The following is a 22,188-nucleotide window of genomic DNA, read 5'->3' as shown; positions in this document are numbered from 1 at the left end:
CTTTCGATATAAAGTGGGAATATATTATGTTTGTAAATATATGTTTATAAAATTACCAATTAACATATATTTAAATATACGTATAAAAATAATACAATATTATTTAGTTTACTTACTAAAACGTAAAGGAGGCCTATAATGAAAAAGGTTGCTATATACTCAAGAAAATCTGTATTTACAGGTAAAGGTGAATCAATCGAAAACCAAATAGAGATGTGTCAAGAATATTACATAAGAAATTATGGCAATGATGTAGAGTTTATAATATATGAAGACGAGGGGTTTAGTGGTGGTAATACAAATAGGCCTAAATTTCAGGAGTTAGTAAAAGCTGCTAAAAATAACGAGTTCGATATGCTTATATGCTATAGATTAGATAGAATAAGCAGAAATGTGGCTGACTTCTCCTCTACTCTTGAATTGTTACAAGCAAATTCAATTGGCTTCATTAGTATAAAAGAGAATTTTGATACAACTTCTCCAATGGGCCGAGCCATGATATATATATCATCCGTATTCGCTCAGCTTGAGCGTGAGACAATCGCAGAGCGTGTTAGAGATAATATGCTTCAACTAGCCAAAACAGGGCGTTGGTTAGGCGGACAAGAGCCTTTTGGCTTTACTGCTGAAAGAGTAACGTACTTAGATGAAAACTACAACGAAAGAAGTCTAATGAAATTATCTGATATAAAAAATGAATTAGATGTTGTTAAATTAATTTATGATAAATATATAGAAACTAACTCTATCACTCAAGTAGTAAATTGGCTCCAGGATAAAATGCTTAAAGGAAAAAATGGCGGTGAATGGTCAACATCTCAAGTTCAAAAAATTTTGACTTCTCCTTTATATGTAAAATCATCAGATGAGACTCATAGTTATCTTAAAGGACTTGGTATAAATGTCTATGGAGATCCAAATGATAATGGGTATCTTAGTTATAATAAAACAAAGAAAATCACAATAGATAGGGATATATCTGAATGGATTTATACTGTCTCAAAACATAAAGGTACTATTGAAGCTGATAAATGGATTACAGTACAATCTATCTTAGAAAAGAATAAGCATAAAAAGGTTAAAAGATTAGGTACTGGGAAAAGTAATAATGCTCTTCTTACAGGATTACTTAAATGTGATAAGTGTGGTTCTAATATGATAATAAAGCAAGGTCATAAGTCTAAAAAAGAACCTAACTTAAGATTTGACTATTATGCATGTAGTTCAAAAGATAATAGTCGAGGTAAAAAATGTAGCAATAAAAATATTAGGGTTGATAGATTAGATTCTATAGTCCTTAGTCAACTCTCAGCTTATAACAAAGAATATCTATATGAGAAGTTAAAAGATTTATTAGATATATCAAAACAAAACAATTTCAAAAATAATCAGTTAAACTCTCTAAAAAATGATATTACTCTTAAAGAGGCTCAAATCTCTAACTTAGTTAAACAATTATCCTCTGCTCCAAATCAAACAGTTAGTGACTATATTATGCAGGAAATAAATAAGCTAAGTGATGAGGTAAAAACTTTAAAAGCATCTTTAGATGATGTTTCAAATGAAAATAATACTTATAATAGTGATATTAAAAATCTAGAACTAATAATAAGTATGTTGGATAATTTTGAAAACAACTTTAACCTATCTCAAGATGTAACTAAGAAGAGATTGTTATTGCAAACAATAATAAAAGAAATAAAATGGAATGGAGAAACTTTAGAAGCAGATCTAACTCTTTTCCATGATGATAAAAAAAAATCATAGATCGATTGGAATCTGAAGGAAAAAGGAAGCTTTTAGCTTGTCCAAGGACAATACTCACTACCCGCATCAATGCAATCTATAGCTTCCTTAAACATGCTAGCTCCTTAATTAATTTATATACACTATATAGATTATTTTCAAAGTAATAAAATGTTACTATCTGTAAATTTTTATATTTTTTTATTAGCTAATATTTTATGTTTGATATTTTCTATAAAATTAAAAAGAATTCATTAATACTTATTAATGAATTCTCTCATAATTTATAGCAAAATATTTACTATTAATTTATATTAAAATATAAGCTATCCTTTTATATATACTAAAAAATTATTAAGATTTATGTTATGTTCCTCTAGCATTTCAATAATAATATCTCTAGAATCATTTTGTTTAGATTTTTTATTTACTATCTCTATGTCTTTATTTACATTACTACTTCTAAAGTTTTTATCGCACTTAAAGTTTTTATTAAGAATATCTGCAGTTCTAACTATCATCTCTTCCCATCCATCAACTTCTTCTTCGTATTCTTCAATCCTCAATTTATATGGTTCACATCCTGTAAAATCTTCAAATATTAATTTTCTTATTAACTCATCTTTTGTATGTTCTTCTTCCTCTTCCTCGTTAAGCTTTTCACAATTATTGATTACGCTATTAGTTTCTTCTATTTCTGTATTCTTTTCATTATCCCTTTTTAAGTTTTTACTCATCCAATTTACATACTCATTTATATCTTTATTAATTTCATATAATTTTTCTGAAGTTTCCCTATATTTTCTACCAAGTATGTAATCTCTACTTTCCTTTATCACTTCAGTAGACTTATCTTCAATTATATCAATTGATTTATCCAATGTATCTATTAAGTTCTCTAATGCATCTTTAATATCTTGTCCTACTTGTGGAAACTCATTTATCACAAATTTTATAACTTCTAAGTCTAGTATATTTTCTTGCTTCTTTTCTGCCTCTTCTGGAGTTAATCTTTCATTTTCTTCAATGCTGTTTGTTGCTCTCCCAAACAATTTCATATTAATTCCTCCAAAATAAATTATTTTATCACTCTTTACTAATCTATTATTATCATACTTTATTTATTACAAAAAAAGAGAGATTAAATTAAATTTAATTTAATCTCTCTTAAACTAATCTGTTATGCTAATTCTAACGCTCCAGCTCTCTTTCTCCAAAAAACAATTGAAGCTAAAATTACAAATCCACAAACTAAAGAATATACCCAGAATAATTCATTTCCTAAGCTACCTATAAGTATTATTAATGAACCAAAAGTAGCTAATATAGGATTGATAGTTCCTCTCCATAATCCTTTTACTTCACCTTCACGTCCAAGTTTAAATACTTTTACATATAAAAAAATATACATAACATAGCTTACAGTAATTGATATTTCAGAAATATCTGAGTTAGATAATAATCCTAACTTTGTAGTTAAGTAATGAACTACTGTCCAGAAAATACATAAAGCAAAACCTACGAATGCAGAGTTTAGCGGCATGTTTATTCTTTGATCTAATTTAGAAATCCTTTTAGAATTTGGGAACATTTCTCTTATTGCTAAAGAGTAAGGTAATCTTATTAACCCTAATATTAATCCATTAACTGTTCCAATAATTGATATTATTACAAATATTAATATTATCTTTGCTCCTAACGGCCCTAAAATCTTATTAGCAATTAAGTCAACATGTCCGTCGCCTAAGCTCATTACTGCATCAGGTCCTAAATATGTAGATACCCCAACAAAATAAACAATATATACTACTAAAATAAATATTGGTGCAATAATTAATGCTTTAGGTAAATTTCTCTTCGAATCTTTAATCTCATGCCCTATTGATGTTGCTACTATCCATCCATCAAATGAGAATGCTATAGGCGCAATTGCTGTTATCCACCCTGCTGATTGCATTGTAGTAATATCTGCAAATGATACTTTAGATACATCCCCAAATATTAATCCAACTACGGCTATGAATATTAAAGGTAGTAATTTTATTATAGTAGATGCATTTTGGAAGTATCCACCTAACTTTGCTGAAAGTGTATTAGTAATAAATAAAACTATTATAATAGCTAGTCCAATTAATATTTGAACATTTAATGTACTTTCTAATCCAAATAGCATACAAATATATATACCTGCTACCCATGATACTACAGCAATTAATGTTGGAAAATATAAAAATGTTTGGAACCATCCAAATGCACATGCAACTGATTTGTTATACGAGTCTTCTGCATAAGATATAACCCCTCCAGCCTGAGAAGTTCTTGATGCAAGTTCAGAAATCGTTAAGCTTCCAAAAATAATAGCTATAGCTGCTAAACAGAAAACTAAAACTCCTAAACTAATACTCCCACCAGTTGCAACTAAAATGTTGTCACTCTTAAAGAATATTCCAGATCCTATTACTACGCCAACTATCATAGCAATAGCTGTAAATAAACCATATTCATTTTTCTTCATAAGTAATCTCCTTTGTTCTTTAAATATCTATATTTATATTAATAAATGATTGTAAAACCATAAGACATTTAATGTCTATTTTACTATCACTTTGCAATATAGCTTTAGCTTCTTCTTTTGATATTAGTAATGGCTCAAGATCTTCATCCTCTTCTAAACCATCTTTTGAAAGCTCACCATCACATGTACAGTAAACTAAATTTACTGATTCATCTGTCATCCCTGGTGATAAATAAACTTTATCTCTTCCAAGCCCAGGTATAATCTCCACAATATCTAAACCAGTTTCTTCTTTTAATTCCCTTTTTAATGAAACTATAGCTTCTTCACCATCATCTACTAATCCAGCTGGAAGTTCATATATATAATCATTAATTGGTACTCTAAACTGCTTAACTAACACTAGTTTTTTTTCTCTTTTATGAAAAGCTACTATTACTACAGCATCTACTTTATCTTCTGATCCTTGGATTAAAGTTTCATTCAAAACTTCACTTCCTTTTCGTGAAGCAATAGTCCAATTTTTTTCCTTACCATTTTTATTTTCATATTTTGCATTATATAAACTTAAAAATTTTGTTTTAGCTAAAACTTCAACATCTTTAATTTTAGTCTTTTTCATGATCTATCTCCTTTCATTTTATTATCCATTTATTTATTACTTAACATTGTATACTAATACATCCAAGATTTGAATATTTTTTTTTATTTTTTAACACTTTTTTTAGGATATCGTTTTCTTATTCCTAATTATAATCAAACTATATAAGTTAAAGTTCATTTTAGTACAATATCTGTAGTAAAGTTCATAAAAAATAAAGATACTAACTTTCGCTAGTATCTTTATTTTCATAATAATTCATAGATAAAACTCTATTATATTTATCTTTAGAAATATTTTTATTACTTCTAATTTCTTGTTTTAAATTTTCCTTGTCATTATCTTTTAAGGATATCTTTCCTATAATATCACCTTTAACTATATTCATTATAGGTTTAAAAACTTCAACTTCTAAATTTGCTTCTTCTTTTGCTCCATATTGAAAATCAGCATCTTCAACAATAGAACCTAAATTTGAAATAGCATTTGACTTAATTATTTCACTACTACTTTCTTTCTTAAAATTATAGTTAGTGCAAACATAATTAAATATTTTCTCTGTAACATTCCATCTGTCACTACAATTCAATACTACTATAATAATATTTCTTCCTTCATATTTAACTGAAGAAACTAAGCATTTTCCTGCTCCACCTGTATATCCAGTCTTAACACCATTTGCATCAGGTATTTTCCATAGTATTTTATTTATATTTTGATACTCTCTTGTAAAATCATACTTATCTTGTGTAATTAACTTTTCTCCACAAATTTCTCTAAAAGTATCATTTTCCATAGCTTTTGCAGTTAATATAGCTAGATCATAAGCTGATGAATAATGTTTTTGACTATCTAATCCATGAGGAGTTTCAAAATGTGATGTAGTTAATCCTAAACTAGTAGCATAATGATTCATAATTTTAGAAAAGTTTTCAATACTTCCCCCAAGACCTTCAGCAATTGTTATAGCTGCATCATTTCCTGATTTAAGCATTAACCCATATAAGAGTTCCCTTAGTTTAATGTTTTCGCCTGCTTTATATCCTACTTTTGATCCTCTAATACTTGCAGCATTTTTAGTTACTGTAAGTTCTCTATTTAGGTCACTTTCATTTAAAGCCACTAAAGCTGTAAGGATTTTTGTTGTACTTGCCATTGGAACTACTTCATAACAATTTTGTTCATATAAAATTTGTCTTGTTGTTCCATCTATAGCAATAGCATTTCTAGCATTTACCCTTAATTTATCTAAAACTAAGGTATTATCTACATCATTTATTTCTCTATCTTCTGTTATTATTATTTCATCCTCCATACCTTCAACGTCTTCTTCAAATAAAATACTAGCACTGCAAATAGAATAACTTTGCATAATTAATAGAATTGAACATATTACTCTTGAAATTATTTTCCTATTCATTCTATTCACCTCCATTTATCCATCTGATATCTAGTTTTTTCAAAAATCTATTTTTTAATCCCAATACAATATAAATTTTATTGTTTATTTTTCATTTTTTTGGATATAATCATAAAAGAGTTTAGGAGAGATTTTTATGATTTTATTTATAATTTTAGTATTCTTCATTTTCATAATTTTATTACCAATTCCAATAAAGGTTATTGCTCATTATAGTAATGAAAATTATTATTTAAAGCTATATAGAATAAATCTTTATTCTAAAACTGATGGTATAATACGTAAAATATTAAATCGTAAATCTAACTCTTCTAATAAAAAGAAGAAAGAAGGAAAAAATAATAATCCTAAAACTGAAAATAAAGAAAAGAAAAAAAAATTATTTTCTATAAAAAAGGCCTATACCCTACTCCAAACTAATAAATTTAAGCCTTCTATAAAGTTTTCTCTTTTAGGCAGTTATAGTTTTGACGATGCAGCATTTACTGCAACACTCTATGGTCTTTTAAGTAATCTAAACTTTATATTACTTAAAATATTTTCTGATTTTTTTAAAGTCAAAAAATTTAATTATTCATTAAATCCTAACTTTAAAAATGAATTAAATATAAATTTAACTATAAATTGTATAATTACATTTAATATTGCACAAATTATATATATATTGTTTTTGATGCGAAAAAAAGGAGGTGTCCCTATAGTTTTAGGGCAAAGCTATGGAAAATAAACACGAACTTGAGAATCTTATGAGAAGTACCATGGAAAATTTGAGGGATATGATAGACGTAAACACTGTAATCGGCGACACTATAGAAACTGCTGATGGTAATTATATAGTTCCTATATCTAGAGTTTCATTTGGTTTTGCTTCTGGCGGAAGTGAATTTGGAACCTTAGCTAAAAGAGATGATTTTGACAAATATCCTTTTGGTGGAGGATCTGGTGCTGGAGTAAGCGTTAAGCCAGTTGCTTTTTTAGTTATAAGAGGTGACAGCGTTAAATTGTTACCTATGGATTATGATACAACAGTAGATAGAATTGTAGACTCAGTTCCAGATTTATTAGAATCTGTTAAAAACTTTTTCAAACCAAACAACGAGCAATTAAACAATTTAAATGATGATAACTATAATAATCTTTAATTAGTAATTATAAATATCTTATTATTGTATATTTTTCTTTATTAATCACTTTTTATTTATAATAATATAATTTTCAAAAAATAAAAGATAGGATTTCTCCTATCTTTTATTTATCTATTTCTTTAAAAGCTTGATCTAATAATTCCATAGCTTCTTCAGTTTCCTTATCCTCATAAAGATCTAAAGATGGAAGCTCTTTAAGCGTTTTTAATCCAAATTGTCTTAAAAATTCATCTGTAGTTCCATAAAGTATTGGCCTGCCTGGAACTTCTAATCTTCCAACTTCTCTTATTAGATTTCTTTCTACTAATCTTTGAAGTGCAGATTCTGACTTTACTCCTCTAATTTCATCTATATCAATTCTTGTAATTGGCTGCTTATAAGCAATTATAGCTAAACTTTCTATAGAAGCTTGAGATAATGAATGCTTTCTATTTTTCTTTAGCAACTTTTGAATATAATCAGAGTTCTCTTCTTTAGTAACTAATTGGTATCCACCGTTTATTTCAATTAACCTAATTCCTCTATCTTCTTTTTTATACTCTTCTATCATTTCATTTATTATTTCTAATACAAGTTTATTATCTACTTCTAAGTTAGATATTAGCTCTCTAGCCGGTAGCGGCTCACCACTGACAAATAACATAGCCTCTATTGCTGACTTTATTTTAGGCTTAATAGAAACTTCTTCAAATTCAAACTGTTTTTCATCCACCCTACTCATTCTCCCTTCTTCTTTTCATTAGTATATTTCCAAAGTTATCCTCTTGATAAACTTTTATTACTCTTATTTTAATTAGCTCAAGTACCGCTAGAAAAGTAACTACTGTCTCCATTTTACATTCACTTTCCATCATAATAGAAGAAAATTCAACTACTTCATCATTTTCGAACCTTTTAACTAAAACATTCATTTTATCTTCTATTTTATATTTATCTACATATATTCTTTTTTGAACCACATTGGCAACATTTTGCTTTTCTCGATAATTCTCAAGAATTCTATTATAAATATTATATAAATCTAGTAAAGTAATATTTTTAAAAATATCTTCAAAGCTCTCGGCAACTTTTTCATCTGTCTTTTCTATTTCTTCTATTACTTCAGGCTTTTTACTATAAACCTCTCCAGAGCTTGTATATCTTTCTTTAAAGAACTCTGAAACACCTTTAAATCGCTTATATTCTATAAGCTTTTCCATTAATCGCTTTTCAATATCTTCTTCATTCTCTTCCTCTTCTACTTTTACCTTAGGAAGTAACTTCTTAGATTTAATCTCTATTAATGTAGCTGCAATTACTACAAATTCTGATGTTATCTCTAAATCCATCTCTTTCATCTCATTAAGAGATTCCAAATATTGATTGGTTATTTTATATATTTCTACATTATATATATCCATCTTATTTTTCTTAATTAAATGTAATAACAAATCAAAGGGTCCTTCGAAATCTGCTACTTTTATCTTTAGCAATTCCATATATAAATCACCTCATTACAGTTAAATGCTATAAATATAATATCAATTTTAATGTAAAAGAACAAGCATTATAACTTTTCATGAAAATATATTTCAATTGGTTCATCCACCTTTTCATAATTCATACATTCTAAATTTATCGAATCATTAAAATTTACTTTTCCAATTACTTTAATCCACTCACCTTTTTTAATATTATTAATTCCCTTAACTTTTATTTGTATTAGTGATTTATCAGATTGGCAACAACTTACTACTTCTCTTCCTAAAGTTATCTCATTATCACTATTTTTTTTATATACAAAACCAACTATTTCAATTACAGAATTCTCATACTCATCCATATCATAAAGCATTTCATAATTATCATTAGTTATTTCTATCATTCCCTCATATATATTTTCATTAATCATACTTTCACTATTTACACTTACTTTCAAGTTTTTATAATTAGGCATAATATATAAAAATACTGTGCATAGAGCAATTGCAAACATTATCGGATAAAACTTATCTGTAATGTAATTTCTACTTTTTACTGTAAATATTTTGCTGGCTTGAGCTAAAGTATATACTACCAATATTAGTATTGATATACTGAAATAAATCATCATTTTACCACTTATAAAGTATGTTATCTTTCCTGAAACTTTTAAATATATCATTAATATAATTAATATTAACTGAATCATAAACCAAATAAACTCATCGATATTAAATTTTTTCATATCCGTCCTCCTTTACACTATTGATATAAGTAAAGCAAGAGCTGTAACGAATATTGTTATAAATAGAACAAGTCTAGAAGCAAACCTATTATTAAAAACTCCAAAAGCTAAAAATGCATTTTTTAAATCCATCATAGGTCCCATAATCAAAAATCCTACAATTGCTCCTACTCCAAAGTTATCTAAAAATCCTTTAACTACAAATGCATCCGCCTCAGAACATAGCGATAATATAAAAGAAAGAGCTATCATAAATAAAACTCCAACTAAGTTGTTAGTATTTATTCTTGCTAATACTTCATTATTCATCAATGCTGCAAATACACTTGATAAAAATGCACCTATTATAAAATATACACTAATGTTTAAAAATTCATTTGAGCCATGATTTATTAAATTTATTATCTTTTCTCTTTTGCTAGTTGTAAATTTATTACTTACGCAGCATTCACATCTAATTGTCATTATATTTTCTTTTAAAATTAATTCTTTCTTTTTTCCATTATATAAATATCCCATAATTAAACCAACCACTAATGCTATTAACGCTCCACCTAATGTCCTTAATAACACTACTGATATATTATTAGGAAAAGCGTAATATGTAGACATGATAACTATTGGGTTGACTATAGGGACTGCAAGCATAAAGCTTATCCCAATTCCTACTGGTAACCCTTTTTTTATTAAACTTCTAGTAATTGGTACTATTGCACATTCACATATTGGAAAAAGTATTCCTGAAAGAATAGCACCTAGATACCCTAATATACTTACCTTCGGTATAAACTTTCTTATTAATTCTTCTGTTAAAAATACTTGAATAATTGCAGAAACTAAGGAGCCTATTATGATAAATGGTAATGATTCTACCACTATACCTAAAAAGCTCCATATAAAACTCTCTAAAATACTTGTATCCACCATATCACACCTTCTCTAAAATTTAATTTTTTTCTCCCCTTATGTTCATATAAAATTTCTTAATCCTCTTTTTACTAAATAAATTACTTTCTCTTATAGTTCTACCTACATCATCATTATTATCACACTTTAAAATATGACCGCTTAAATTTATATTTTTTACTAAGGTTTCTATTTCTTCAATTTTATCTATTTCTTTACCTAAGCAGTTATTTATAAATATTAAATTACTCTTTTCAAGAGAAGGAATAATAAAATCTCCCATATTTAAAATATATGACTTTATTACATTGGCATCAGCTATAAAATAGATATCGTTTATTTTACATTTTTTTCGCACAATAGTTTTACTTAATGTACTTTGTAATTCTTCAAAGTTTTCTGTTCCATTGTACTCTATTATAATCCTTGTACACTTTTCTTCATCCACTATACTACTTATACAGCAATCTAACTTATCAATTTCATCACTGTACATAAAAGTTTTAACATTAGTAAAATTATTACTAATCTTTGTTTCTCCATCTTCTAATTGTAAAACCACTACTTTTTCATCTTTCGTGATCGTTTCCTTAATAATATTGTTTATAAATACACTTTTTCCACTGCCTAAAAAACCTGTTACAATATCTAATTTAACTTTCATAATTCCACCTATCATTACTGAAAAAATTTCGTTATTTCATCTTTATTTAAATCTACTCCTATAAAAGATATAATTCCTTCTCCTTCATAACTTACAGTTTCAATTGAAAACTCATCTAGAGAAAAATCAAATTGATTCATAGTTTCATCATTAAGCTTTACTATTCCCTTAGCTCTTATAATTTCACCAAAACTATTTGTATTAGCCACAAAATTAAATTTGCTAATAAGCTCTTTTTTTGAAATTGATCTACTTATACTCATTGCAAATGTTTGGAAGGTATCCTCAGCAGAATCATTATAAGCTGATACACCTTTATTACTCTTAACATAAGCTCTCCTAAAAACCTTATTATACTCTTTTTGATTATATTCTCCTTTAGGAATAAGTTCTTGTGCTCTTACCTTACTCCATTCCTTATCTACTACTATAGCTTTTTTGTTTAAACCATTAATATCAGTAACTATTTTTTCTAATTTTTCTTTATCTAAATACTGAGACCTACTAATCACAATTACATCTGCAGCTTTTATTTGATCTACAAAAAACTTTCTAAAATTATTTAAATATATATAAAACCTTTCACCATCCACTACAGTTATAAGCTTATCTACCTCTACAATTTCATTAAGTTCTTTCTCTTCAAATACTCTTTTTAACTCACTAAGCTTAGCAACTCCAGTAGGTTCAATTATAAGCCTATCTATTTCATAATTACTGATAATATTTGATATTGCTTTTTTAAAGTTTCCGCTTACCTGGCAACAAATGCAACCTGAATTAATTTCTGTAATAACAGTATTTGTTTCTCTTAAAATAGCACCGTCTATACTTACTTCACCAAATTCATTTTCAACTATAGCTATTTTTTCTCTATAATACTTATCGTTAATTAGTTTTTTAATAAGTCTTGTTTTACCTGCTCCTAAGAAACCTGAAAATATATCTACCTTAACCTTCATTTCCACTCCACAAATTAAAATTACTATCCTTAAACCATTTTATGTCTCGAATATTATAAATATGTTTAATGAGAATATTTTTATCATATTGTAATCTTATCTTTATATACTTTAATATAATATTTCTTATATTAAGGTGGTGCTTATGAGTAAATTTTTTAGTTTGAGTAACATAGATGTAAATTATGAAATAACTTTAATTGAAAAAATTATTCCTATTTTTATTCTTATAGTTTTAATAATTACACTTTACATTAACAGGGATAAAATCAGAAATAATAAATTGTTAGATAAAAAATTTCGCTATTATTGTGGAATAATATCCTTAATTTTTCTTTCAATTTACTATATATTAGAATGGTGTAGTAATGGAATAACAGTATTTAATCTTCCTCTTCACATTTGTTTTATTAGTAACATTCTTTGTATAATATTATGCTTTAATAAAAACAAGAAGATATTTAATTTTGTTGTATTTACCGGTATCTTAGGGGGACTAAGTAGCCTTTTAGCTCCTGAGTTAGATCTTTCTTTTAAGTATTTTAGATATTATCAGTTTATGATTTGTCATATTTCTATTATTATAATTCCTATTTATTTTATGTTCATTTATAAATATAGCATAACTATTAAAGATACCTTAAAAGTTATATTTATAACGGAAATACTTGGTCTTTCACTTGGTGTATTTAATGAGATTTACAATACAAACTATATGTTTGTAAGCTTTACCTCAAATGAAGCTGCAAAAGGCTCTATTTTATCTTACGTTGGTGAAGGATATTTCTATTTTATAAACCTTCAAATACTCTTTCTTATAATTATGTTGTTATGGTACTTTATATTAAAGTATAGCTATAAATTAATGAAATAAAAATATCTTCATAAAATACTAAATTATAAACTATAAATAAAAAAGCCAGCAAAGCTGACTTTTTTTATGTATTTATTTATTACTCTATAAGCGTTGCCTCTAGTAAAAGCTCTGCAGTGCCTATGTTTGTTGCTAGTGGTATCTTATAGACATCACATAATCTTAATAAAGCACTTATATCAGGCTCATGAGGTTGTGCTGTAAGTGGATCTCTTAAGAAAATTACCATGTCAATTTCATGCTCTGATACTAGCGCACCTATTTGTTGATCTCCTCCTAATGGTCCACTTTTAAATCTCTTAACTTCTAAAGAAGTATTTTCCATAATCCTTAATCCTGTTGTACCTGTAGCAACTAAAGTCATATTCTTTAATATGTTTTCATTCTTTTTAGCAAATTCTATCATTTCTCCCTTCTTTTTGTCATGGGCTATTAACGCTACTTTCATATACTCTCCTCCAACATTTTTCTAATTTATATAGTAAATTTAAAATTTAGACAATAACAAATTTCTTAAAATCATACATATAACTTTATATAATATTTATTAATAACTTATCCTTTTCTGGTACTATAGTAACAGTAAACTTTGTTAATGATAAAAAATTGATATTGTCTGCAGAAATATATCCACCAACATTTAATATTATTGAATCTTTTATCCCATCAACTTGTCCCTCATAACTAACCTTAGAGATCTTAAAGTAAATTGGATCTTCATCTCCTAAATACATTTGTTCTCTTAGAAACTGTAAAGATTCATTCAATCTATTTCTTTCATCATCAGTCGACTTCTTATATCCTATTTCATAATTATCATCAATATCTATTAAATAATCATAAACACTTTTATCTCCAGATAAATATTTTTCTATAAAATCATTTGCATAATCAATTTCCATAAACTTTCCTCTTTCGTATGGAATATCTATTATACTATTAAAAATTTCTTCACCTTTTTCACGTAATGTCAAATCTTCATTTTTTTCATAAACATTACCTAAAGAATTAAATACAGTATAATTTTCTTCAACTATATCCTCTTTATTATTTTCTTCAGTACGTATCTCATTACTATTTATAGTTTCAGTATCCTTATTACTACATCCTACTTGAAGTATAGTAATAATAATCATACTTAAAATTATTGTCTTCTTCATAAAATCCACCCCTATACCTAAATTATATCATATTATACATATTGCTATAAATAAAATAAGTACATAATATACAAAAATAGTATATTATGTACTTATATTTTAATTAAATACCTTTTTTAAATAAATTCTTCATATTATATTTGAAGTTATCAATGAAGTTAGCTTTTTCTACGTCTCTATCTGCATAAAGTAAGCCTTCTCCAACTTTATTATCTCCCATATAAACTTCACATTTTCCTACAACATCACCCATATTATACGAATCTTTTAACTCATCTAATACTACCTTAGTTGTTGGCTCTCCATCTGTTCCTTTAGGTACTACTATAACCAAATCATCTTGAGCTTTTGCTATAAAGAACCTATCTGTATTCTTACCTAAATAAATTTTTTCTACATCAGCATCTTTATCAAAGATCTTTTTACCTTCAAATTTTGAGAAACCATAATTCATAAGCATGCTAGCATCTCTATTACGTACTTTAAATGTTGGAGCACCCATAATTACACTTAGCATTCTTACACCATCATGAACTGCTGTTGCAGATATACAGTATTTTGCTTCGTCTGTAAAACCAGTTTTTAGTCCATCACACCCATTAAAGAAACGAACTAATTTATTATGATTAACTAATTCTATTGGAGTTTTACGACCTTCTGATATTGTTTCCATATATGTTCCTGTATACTTTAAAATACCTTTGTGTTTTAAAAGTTCCATAGACATTGTAGCAATATCACGCGCACTTGAAAGATGTCCTTCCACAGGTAACCCATTACAATTTTTAAAGGTTGTATTAGTCATTCCAAGCTCTTGTGCTCTAGTATTCATCATTTGGACAAAAGCTTCTTCAGTACCACCTAAAAACTCTGCCATAGCCACTGCAGCATCATTTCCTGATGCAATAGCAATCCCTTTTAATATTTCTTCTACTGTTCTTACTTCTCCTGTATCTAGTAGCATTGTGCTACCACCCATTTTTTTAGCATTTTCACTACAAGTAATTTTATCTTGTAAGGATATTTTACCACTATCTACAGCTTCCATAGCTAAAAGCATTGTCATTATCTTTGTAACAGAAGCAGGAGCAAACTTTTCATCTATATTTTTTTCATATAAAATAGTTCCGCTTACTGGTTCCATTAAAAGTGCACTTCTCGCTTCAACTACAATATTGCCTTCTTCAAAAACTGCATTAGTAGCAAATTCATCGTAGCTCTCTTCCTCTAATATTTTTTCTTGGTTTAAGCTTGCGCTAACTGTAATGTTGCTTAAAGATAATAAACATAAAAGTACAAAAGAAATAATTTTAATAATATTTTTGTTCATCTATGTTCCTCCTTTCAAGCTTATTATTACCAAAAGAAATAAAAATATGATAGAAAGAATTATTATTTCTCTCTATCATATTTTTTTATATTTATCTAATTATTTCATATATTACTGGAATATTTAAGTCATAACTATCACTGATAGTAATATTGCTTATTATATCCTTTTTAGCTTTTTCAATTTTCTCTTCACCATTTGAGTGAATATAAGCTAAAACATCACCTTTTGAAACTTTATCACCACGTTTTTTATTTAAAACTATACCAACAGCTAAGTCTATTTCACTTTCCTTAGTTGCTCTTCCTGCACCCAATTCCATAGCTATTAATCCAAAAGCTTCTGCCTTAATCTTTGTGATATATCCATCCTTTTCTGCCAATACTGGTTCAACAAATTTAGCTTTTGGTAAAAGATCTAAGTTATCTATTGGAGCAGTATCTCCACCTTGAGCTTTTACAAATTCTTTTAGCTTTTCTAAGCCTTTACCATTTTTTATGTTTTGAAGTAATAACTCTCTTCCTTCTTCTACATTGTTAGCTTTCTTTGCACACACTAACATATTAGAACCTATAGTTAAAGTTAATTCTAACAAATCTTTTGGTCCATTACCTTTTAATAGTTCTATAGCCTCTTTAACTTCTAAACTATTACCTATAGCATAACCTAAAGGTTGATCCATATCAGATATTACAGCTATAGTTTCTCTATCTAAAGCATTACCTATGTTAACCATCTCTTGTGCTAAACTTTTAGCATCTTCTGGTGTTTTCATAAAAGCTCCGTCTCCAACTTTTACATCTAAAACTATAGCATCTGCTCCTGAAGCTATCTTCTTACTCATTATACTTGAAGCTATTAAAGACATATTATCTACTGTAGCAGTAACATCTCTTAATGCATATAACTTCTTATCTGCTGGTACTAGATTTCCACTTTGCCCCATTATAGCTATATTTATTGTATTAACATTTTTAGTGAATTCATCTTCAGTTAATTCTACTGAGAATCCTTCAAAGGTTTCAAGTTTATCTATAGTTCCACCGGTATGCCCTAATCCTCTTCCAGACATTTTAGCTACAGGTACATCTAATGAAGCTACTAGAGGAGTTAAACAGATTGACGTTTTATCACCAACTCCTCCAGTTGAGTGCTTATCTACTTTAATTCCATTAATTTTACTTAAATCAATTTCATCACCTGATTTTACCATAGCCATAGTTAAATCAGCAGTTTCTCTCTTATTCATTTTATTGAAGAAAATAGCCATTAATAAAGCTGAAACTTGATAATCCGGAATTTCACCTTCTGTAAAACCTTTTACAGCAAAATCTATTTCTTCTTTAGATAACTCATTACCTTTTCTTTTATTCATTATTATGTCATACATTCTCATAATTAATATTCCTCCTAAGAAACTACTTTAGTTTATCTAAAAAGCTTTCACCAACAATTTCATTATCTATATTAAAGAAATCTAAAATAGTCTTTCCTATATCTGTAAAGCCTTTTCTTGTACCTAACTCTACTCCATTTTTTAGTTTCTTACCATACACTAATATTGGAATATATTCTCTTGAGTGATCTGTGCTGTCTGTTGTAGGATCGCAACCATGATCTGCTGCAATTATAAGCATATCATCATCACTCATATTGTTATATATTTCTTGTAATCTGCCATCAAAATCTTCTATAGCTTTTCCGTAACCTTTCGCGTCATTTCTATGGCCATATAACATATCAAAATCTACAAGATTAGTAAAGATTAATCCCTCTTCTACTTCCTTCATATATTCTAAAGTCTTATCTACGCCATCCATATTATTTTTAGTATGCACAGCCTTAGTTACACCTTTTTTGTTATAAATATCTTCTATTTTACCTACAGCTGCAACTTCCATGCCGTTCTCTTTTAAATATTCAAGCATAGTTTTAGAAAATGGATTTAACGCATAATCTCTTCTATTAGATGTTCTTGTGAAGTTTCCTTCTTCACCAGTAAATGGTCTTGCAATTACTCTCCCTACTGCCTTATCTCCTACTAACATTTCTCTTGCTATCTCGCACATTTTATATAATTCCTCTATGGAAATAATTTCTTCGTGAGCTGCTATTTGAAATACTGAATCTGCAGATGTATAGATTATTGGGTATCCTGTTTTTACATGTTCTGCACCTAATTCTTTTATTATCTCTGTCCCTGAAGCAACTACATTACCTAAAATACCTTTTTGGTTTGTTTTCTGTAAAAACTCATTAATTATCTCTTCAGAAAATCCTTCTGGATATGTGTTTAATGGTTTATCTAAAATAACACCACCAATTTCCCAGTGTCCTGTAACCGTATCTTTACCTTTAGAAAGTTCCATTGCTCTACCGTATGAACCTTTTGGAGCATTAGATTTATTAGGTCCGTTAACACCTTCTATATTACCTATCCCAAGATTCTCTAAGTTATTAATATTTAATTTACCACACACCTTATATATGTTATCTAGCGTATGACTGCCAACATCACCATATTCCTTTGCGTCTGGTAATTCTCCTACTCCTAAACTATCTAATATAACTAGTATAGCTCTCTTCATTTTTTGTTTCTCCTTTCCTACTCTTAAATAAGCTCCCTAAATTCATGTCTTATTGCCTTATGCCCTCGGATGGGAGTTCTTGTAAACTAAATTTATCTTATCATTGTTTATTATTTCATAGTAAGTATCCATATATGTTAGGACTTGATTTCCTAATAATTTTTGTACTGCTCTTACATTAGCTCCATTTTGTAATAGATGAACAGCAAATGAATGTCTAAAAGTATTTAAATTTACATCTTTCTTTATTCCTGCTTTATGAGAATACTCTTTTACTATTCTCCATACACCTTGCCTTGTTAATTGTTGACCATTAAGATTTACAAAAAGATTCTCTACACCACTAGCGGCAATAAGATCTCTTACCTTTAAGTAGTCCTTTATTGCACTTTTTGCACTTCTTCCAATAGGAATTACTCTTTCATAATTTCTATTATCATGGCATACAACATATGACAAATCTAGATTAACACATTCTACCTTTAATCCGATTAGTTCTGATACTTTCATACCAGTTGCATACATAAGCTCTAGTAATGCATTATCTCTTATTCCTTTATTACAATCCTTGTCAACAACCTTTATTATCTTATCAACTTCTTCAATTGTAAGAATTTCAGGAAGTTTCTTTGCACTGTCAGTAGCTTTATAATATATTTTAGGTATATCTCTTATTATCTTATGATCCTTTAAATAATTATAAAAACTTCTTAAACTAATTACTATTCTGTTTATTGATCTTTCTGACTTTCCTTCATCTAATAAATGTTGAATATAATCAGATACAGTGTTATTATCTGATTCATTTAAGTAAATATCTTTACTATTTAAATATTTAATATATAAATTTACATCTGTAACATATGCATAAACAGTATTTTCACTTTTATGACTTTGTAGCAATGATTCCCTATACTCGTTTACTATCTCTTTCATAATTCTCCCCATTCCCATCTAATTTATATAATTCGACATATTTTTATATTTCCCTTTATATCTATATGTTGTTAAACAATTTTATAAACATTTGTTAAAACAAACTTTATTAAGTTTGGACAAAGATAAGTTTCAACTATCGTACCAACAATAAATACACACAAGAATACCCCTACTTTAAAAATTATTTCCTTCTCTACTATTGTATTTACTTTTCCCTTATTAAAGAACCTATCTCGCAGTTTCATTGAAGAAAATTGTATAAAAACTATACTTAATGCAATGAAACATGGTATATAAATTATGTTTTGAGGTAGCGTGGATGCTATAGCTAACCAAATTCCCTTTCCTTCAAAGCTAGTTAACAGAAAACTAAAAGTATATCCTAAAGTAAATCCCTTAATTAAGTCTATTAATAAAATTAACGGAGTACCGAAAATTGTAAACCCAAATAAAACGATTGCTGTTAATAATATTAAATTCTTCTTTAATATGTCCAATAATAAAATTTTAGTGTTAACCTGTTCTGTAACTATACTTTTTGTAAAAGTCGAAAAATAATTAGTTAAATCTGTAGCATCATTATAGTTCATGTACTTAACCATAAAAGTTCCTAAAGTAATTCCTACACAAAAGAATATGAATACCATAAAATAAAATATTTTATTTTCTTTATAATTATGTTGTGCCTTATTAATTATATTCATTTTTAATCCCTCCAAACTTATTCTACATTGAATAATATGACGAGATTAACAGTATTATTCATAAGTGAATATATGTAAATCAAATTTTAGATAAATTTTTTAATATTTTCTCAACTTTACCTTTAGCTTCACTTACATCTACATTATATTTTTGATTTAAAATATCTAATATTTCTAATACATCTAAAACCTCTTTACTCTTTTCTTCGTAAGTATCTTGTAGTCTTCCTAACCTATCTGATATAAATAATAATGCCATATCATTTATATCTACCTCATTAATTAAACCATTTACATTACCATAAGGTAAATTCTTTATTATAAATAAATGGTGCATATGATACTTAACCAAACTACAAACCTTATCAATTTCATTTTTATCCATTTCATATGAAGTTAATATTTTTCTAACTACTTCTTCTCCAATCTTATCATGATCATAAGATATCCATCTTCCACTTTTATTTTTTCTAGTAGCAGCCTTTTTACCTACATCATGTAATAATGCAGCTAACATTAAAGCATTTGGGCTATTAGCATACTCTCTTAAAGTTGCAGCTTGGTCTACAACTAATAAAACATGATTCCATACATTTCCTTCGGGGTGATGTTTTTTCTCTTGTTCAACACCTTCAAGTTCTACTAGTATTTCAAGAGGACTATCTTTTAGAGTCTCTTTAATACTTTCCAAATAAATTGATGGCCTGGCATCATTTAATAAATGTTCTATAATATATCTTAATAACGTGCTCAAATTTACACCTTCCTTCATCGTTATATCTTTATTCTTTGTATATTGCTCTTTTTTATTATACAAAAAAATTTCTACCCTAACTATAAAAAGATGGGAAGTTCCCATCTTTAATAATTTTATCTTTTCATTTCATTAATATATTTTTCTTTTAAAATATTATCATAATTCAAATTATTTTCATTAGAAACAGTTGTAATTTCATTATATAAATTATCTAGTGAAATTTTAAACCTACCATAAGATTCATCATTATTATTTACCTTAAAATCCTTTAAACACTCTAAATATTCACTAAGCAAACTCTTAAATTCATCAGGGCAAAACTCTTGAATACTATATAAAAATTCAATATTTTTTTCCTGCTGAGTTAAAAACTCTTCTTTACTACAATAACCATAAACGTAATTGTATAAAGCTTCTGTTTGAACATCTACATAAGCATCAAATTTTGCTCTAAAATCAGATAAATCTTCTCTATTTGCATTTTCACAAGAAATAAATAAAGTTGTCACAAGAATAAAGGCAATTATTAATAAAGCACTTCTCTTCCTTTTCATTTTATTCCCACCTTTAAGTTATTTTATATAATTATATTAAGTAAATTATATTTAAATAACCTAAAAGCACCAAAATCATGTTAGATTTTTAATCCAACTGATCTTGGTGTTTGTAATCATTAATCTTCTATATTTATAGGCTTAAAAACATATTAGTTGGCTTTCTAATATAAATTTGACAAAATATCAAATCTATGCTCTCACCCTATATTACTAATCTTATCAACAATTAAGAAACTTTATTTTTAAGTCTTAGCTTGTCTGCTATTATAGCAATAAATTCACTATTAGTTGGCTTGCCTTTATCATTGTGAACAGTATATCCAAATAGCTTATTAATAGCTTCAATTTGTCCTCTACCCCAAGCAACTTCTATAGCATGTCTTATAGCTCTTTCAACTCTGGAAGCTGTTGTATTATATTTCTTCGCTATTGAAGGGTATAACTCTTTTGTTACTGCTGATAAAAGTTCCATATCATTAACAACCATAGTTATAGCTTATCTTAAATACATATATCCTTTTATATGAGCTGGAACACCAATCTCATGTATAATATTCGTTATTTCAGTCTCTAAATCCATTGGTCCATTTGATGGAAGCACTTCGTTTACTGGCACTGATACTGGTTTCTTTACAACTTCTGTTGAAACAACTCCATTGAACATTTCTCTTATTCTCTTTGTAAAGATATCCATATCAAATGGTTTCACAACATAATAATCTGCCCCTAATGTTATAGCTCTTTGAGTTATTTTATCTTGTCCAACAGCAGATAAAACTATAATTCTTGGGAATTTCTTAAGATTCATTGAATGTAATCTTTCTAATACCCCAAGCCCATCTAAATGTGGCATAATTATATCTAAAACAACTAGATCTGGCTCTTTTTGCTCAATAAGAGCTAAAGCTTCCTTCCCATCTTTCGCAATACCTGTAACCACTATATCTCTTTGATTTAATAAATAGTCATTCAAAATACTGCAAAATTCTTTATTATCATCTGCAATTAATACTGAAATTTTATTTGATTCCATTTCCCCTTCTCCTTTACCACGATTTTACATAAATATGTATACCATATTCAACCTTCTATAAAAAAACCCTTCAAATTTATA

At 27.5% G+C, this 22,188-nt stretch carries 22 protein-coding genes and 2 pseudogenes; 4 read left to right on the top strand and 20 right to left on the bottom strand.

Translation table 11 applies throughout. The annotated features are described in order from the left end of the window. The first annotated feature begins 138 nt into the window (after nt 1-138). Complete coding sequence (locus tag H8S20_RS01465) at nt 139-1,767, top strand: recombinase family protein (RefSeq protein WP_186859104.1); 1,629 nt, start codon at nt 139-141, stop codon at nt 1,765-1,767. 305 nt (nt 1,768-2,072) lie between these two features. Here H8S20_RS01465 and H8S20_RS01460 read toward each other — a convergent pair whose 3' ends face one another. The 4 genes and pseudogenes from H8S20_RS01460 to H8S20_RS01445 form a co-directional block, all read right to left on the bottom strand. Beyond that, nucleotides 2,073-2,804 carry a hypothetical protein gene (locus H8S20_RS01460; RefSeq protein ID WP_032118859.1) on the bottom strand — a complete coding sequence of 244 codons (732 nt, stop codon included), beginning with the start codon at nt 2,802-2,804 and terminating at the stop codon, nt 2,073-2,075. Nucleotides 2,805-2,926: 122 nt separating this feature from the next. Continuing rightward, the gene (locus tag H8S20_RS01455) at nt 2,927-4,261 is read right to left on the bottom strand and encodes an APC family permease (RefSeq protein WP_186859103.1); all 1,335 of its coding nucleotides are present in this window, start codon (nt 4,259-4,261) and stop codon (nt 2,927-2,929) included. 19 nt (nt 4,262-4,280) lie between these two features. Continuing rightward, the gene (locus H8S20_RS01450) at nt 4,281-4,883 is read right to left on the bottom strand and encodes an NUDIX hydrolase (protein WP_032118861.1); all 603 of its coding nucleotides are present in this window, start codon (nt 4,881-4,883) and stop codon (nt 4,281-4,283) included. Nucleotides 4,884-5,355: 472 nt separating this feature from the next. Further along, a pseudogene (locus tag H8S20_RS01445) lies at nt 5,356-6,282 on the bottom strand (D-alanyl-D-alanine carboxypeptidase family protein); the annotation flags it as partial. 136 nt (nt 6,283-6,418) lie between these two features. On the opposite strand from H8S20_RS01445, the gene H8S20_RS01440 reads away from it, so the two are divergent. Both H8S20_RS01440 and ytfJ read left to right on the top strand, forming a co-directional pair. After that, the gene (locus tag H8S20_RS01440) at nt 6,419-7,009 is read left to right on the top strand and encodes a DUF2953 domain-containing protein (RefSeq protein WP_051986902.1); all 591 of its coding nucleotides are present in this window, start codon (nt 6,419-6,421) and stop codon (nt 7,007-7,009) included. Next, nucleotides 6,999-7,424 (top strand): GerW family sporulation protein, encoded by a 426-nt coding sequence (gene ytfJ, locus H8S20_RS01435; protein ID WP_032118862.1) that lies wholly within the window; start codon nt 6,999-7,001, stop codon nt 7,422-7,424. Before H8S20_RS01440 ends, ytfJ begins: the two co-directional genes overlap by 11 nt. 106 nt (nt 7,425-7,530) lie before the next feature. Here ytfJ and scpB read toward each other — a convergent pair whose 3' ends face one another. The 6 genes from scpB to H8S20_RS01405 all read right to left on the bottom strand — a co-directional run bounded on the left by scpB (nt 7,531) and on the right by H8S20_RS01405 (nt 12,165). Then, complete coding sequence (scpB, locus tag H8S20_RS01430) at nt 7,531-8,148, bottom strand: SMC-Scp complex subunit ScpB (RefSeq protein WP_032118863.1); 618 nt, start codon at nt 8,146-8,148, stop codon at nt 7,531-7,533. Further along, nucleotides 8,141-8,905: a segregation/condensation protein A gene (locus H8S20_RS01425; protein WP_032118864.1), complete on the bottom strand. Its 765-nt coding sequence runs from the start codon at nt 8,903-8,905 to the stop codon at nt 8,141-8,143. The genes scpB and H8S20_RS01425 overlap by 8 nt, the downstream gene beginning before the upstream one ends. 68 nt (nt 8,906-8,973) lie before the next feature. Then, the gene (locus H8S20_RS01420) at nt 8,974-9,633 is read right to left on the bottom strand and encodes a TIGR03943 family putative permease subunit (RefSeq protein ID WP_186859102.1); all 660 of its coding nucleotides are present in this window, start codon (nt 9,631-9,633) and stop codon (nt 8,974-8,976) included. A gap of 12 nt (nt 9,634-9,645) precedes the next feature. After that, nucleotides 9,646-10,560 (bottom strand): permease, encoded by a 915-nt coding sequence (locus tag H8S20_RS01415; protein ID WP_032118866.1) that lies wholly within the window; start codon nt 10,558-10,560, stop codon nt 9,646-9,648. A gap of 19 nt (nt 10,561-10,579) precedes the next feature. Continuing rightward, nucleotides 10,580-11,203, bottom strand: a complete 624-nt coding sequence (locus H8S20_RS01410) for a GTP-binding protein (RefSeq protein ID WP_186859101.1) — start codon at nt 11,201-11,203, stop codon at nt 10,580-10,582. A gap of 14 nt (nt 11,204-11,217) precedes the next feature. Further along, nucleotides 11,218-12,165, bottom strand: coding sequence for a CobW family GTP-binding protein (locus tag H8S20_RS01405; RefSeq protein ID WP_186859100.1), 948 nt, complete (start codon nt 12,163-12,165; stop codon nt 11,218-11,220). Nucleotides 12,166-12,310: 145 nt separating this feature from the next. Here H8S20_RS01405 and H8S20_RS01400 point away from each other — a divergent pair, with 145 nt between their 5' ends. Next, nucleotides 12,311-13,039, top strand: coding sequence for a YwaF family protein (locus H8S20_RS01400; protein WP_042281774.1), 729 nt, complete (start codon nt 12,311-12,313; stop codon nt 13,037-13,039). A 79-nt stretch (nt 13,040-13,118) separates the two neighbouring features. Here H8S20_RS01400 and H8S20_RS01395 read toward each other — a convergent pair whose 3' ends face one another. From H8S20_RS01395 to spo0A, 10 genes and pseudogenes are all read right to left on the bottom strand, one after another. Further along, the gene (locus H8S20_RS01395; RefSeq protein ID WP_032118868.1) at nt 13,119-13,487 is read right to left on the bottom strand and encodes a methylglyoxal synthase; all 369 of its coding nucleotides are present in this window, start codon (nt 13,485-13,487) and stop codon (nt 13,119-13,121) included. 85 nt (nt 13,488-13,572) lie between these two features. Continuing rightward, nucleotides 13,573-14,199 (bottom strand): hypothetical protein, encoded by a 627-nt coding sequence (locus H8S20_RS01390; protein ID WP_186859099.1) that lies wholly within the window; start codon nt 14,197-14,199, stop codon nt 13,573-13,575. A gap of 103 nt (nt 14,200-14,302) precedes the next feature. Further along, nucleotides 14,303-15,529 carry a D-alanyl-D-alanine carboxypeptidase family protein gene (locus H8S20_RS01385; protein WP_186859098.1) on the bottom strand — a complete coding sequence of 409 codons (1,227 nt, stop codon included), beginning with the start codon at nt 15,527-15,529 and terminating at the stop codon, nt 14,303-14,305. 91 nt (nt 15,530-15,620) lie between these two features. Continuing rightward, the gene (locus tag H8S20_RS01380; RefSeq protein ID WP_186859097.1) at nt 15,621-16,925 is read right to left on the bottom strand and encodes a pyrimidine-nucleoside phosphorylase; all 1,305 of its coding nucleotides are present in this window, start codon (nt 16,923-16,925) and stop codon (nt 15,621-15,623) included. Nucleotides 16,926-16,947: 22 nt separating this feature from the next. Then, complete coding sequence (locus H8S20_RS01375) at nt 16,948-18,117, bottom strand: phosphopentomutase (RefSeq protein WP_186859096.1); 1,170 nt, start codon at nt 18,115-18,117, stop codon at nt 16,948-16,950. A 57-nt stretch (nt 18,118-18,174) separates the two neighbouring features. Beyond that, nucleotides 18,175-19,053, bottom strand: coding sequence for a tyrosine-type recombinase/integrase (locus H8S20_RS01370; RefSeq protein ID WP_032118873.1), 879 nt, complete (start codon nt 19,051-19,053; stop codon nt 18,175-18,177). Between the two features lie 71 nt (nt 19,054-19,124). Beyond that, nucleotides 19,125-19,760 (bottom strand): stage II sporulation protein M, encoded by a 636-nt coding sequence (gene spoIIM / locus H8S20_RS01365; RefSeq protein ID WP_032118874.1) that lies wholly within the window; start codon nt 19,758-19,760, stop codon nt 19,125-19,127. 79 nt (nt 19,761-19,839) lie between these two features. Further along, the gene (locus H8S20_RS01360; RefSeq protein WP_186859095.1) at nt 19,840-20,577 is read right to left on the bottom strand and encodes an HD domain-containing protein; all 738 of its coding nucleotides are present in this window, start codon (nt 20,575-20,577) and stop codon (nt 19,840-19,842) included. Between the two features lie 53 nt (nt 20,578-20,630). Beyond that, nucleotides 20,631-21,071 (bottom strand): hypothetical protein, encoded by a 441-nt coding sequence (locus H8S20_RS01355; protein ID WP_186859094.1) that lies wholly within the window; start codon nt 21,069-21,071, stop codon nt 20,631-20,633. A 229-nt stretch (nt 21,072-21,300) separates the two neighbouring features. After that, a pseudogene (gene spo0A / locus H8S20_RS01350) lies at nt 21,301-22,107 on the bottom strand (sporulation transcription factor Spo0A). Nucleotides 22,108-22,188: the final 81 nt, after the last annotated feature.

Source organism: Clostridium hominis, assembly GCF_014287825.1.
Classification (GTDB): domain Bacteria; phylum Bacillota; class Clostridia; order Clostridiales; family Clostridiaceae; genus Clostridium; species Clostridium hominis.
Note: the sequence above shows the minus strand (reverse complement) of the source record. Positions and strands in the feature narration are given on the sequence as shown.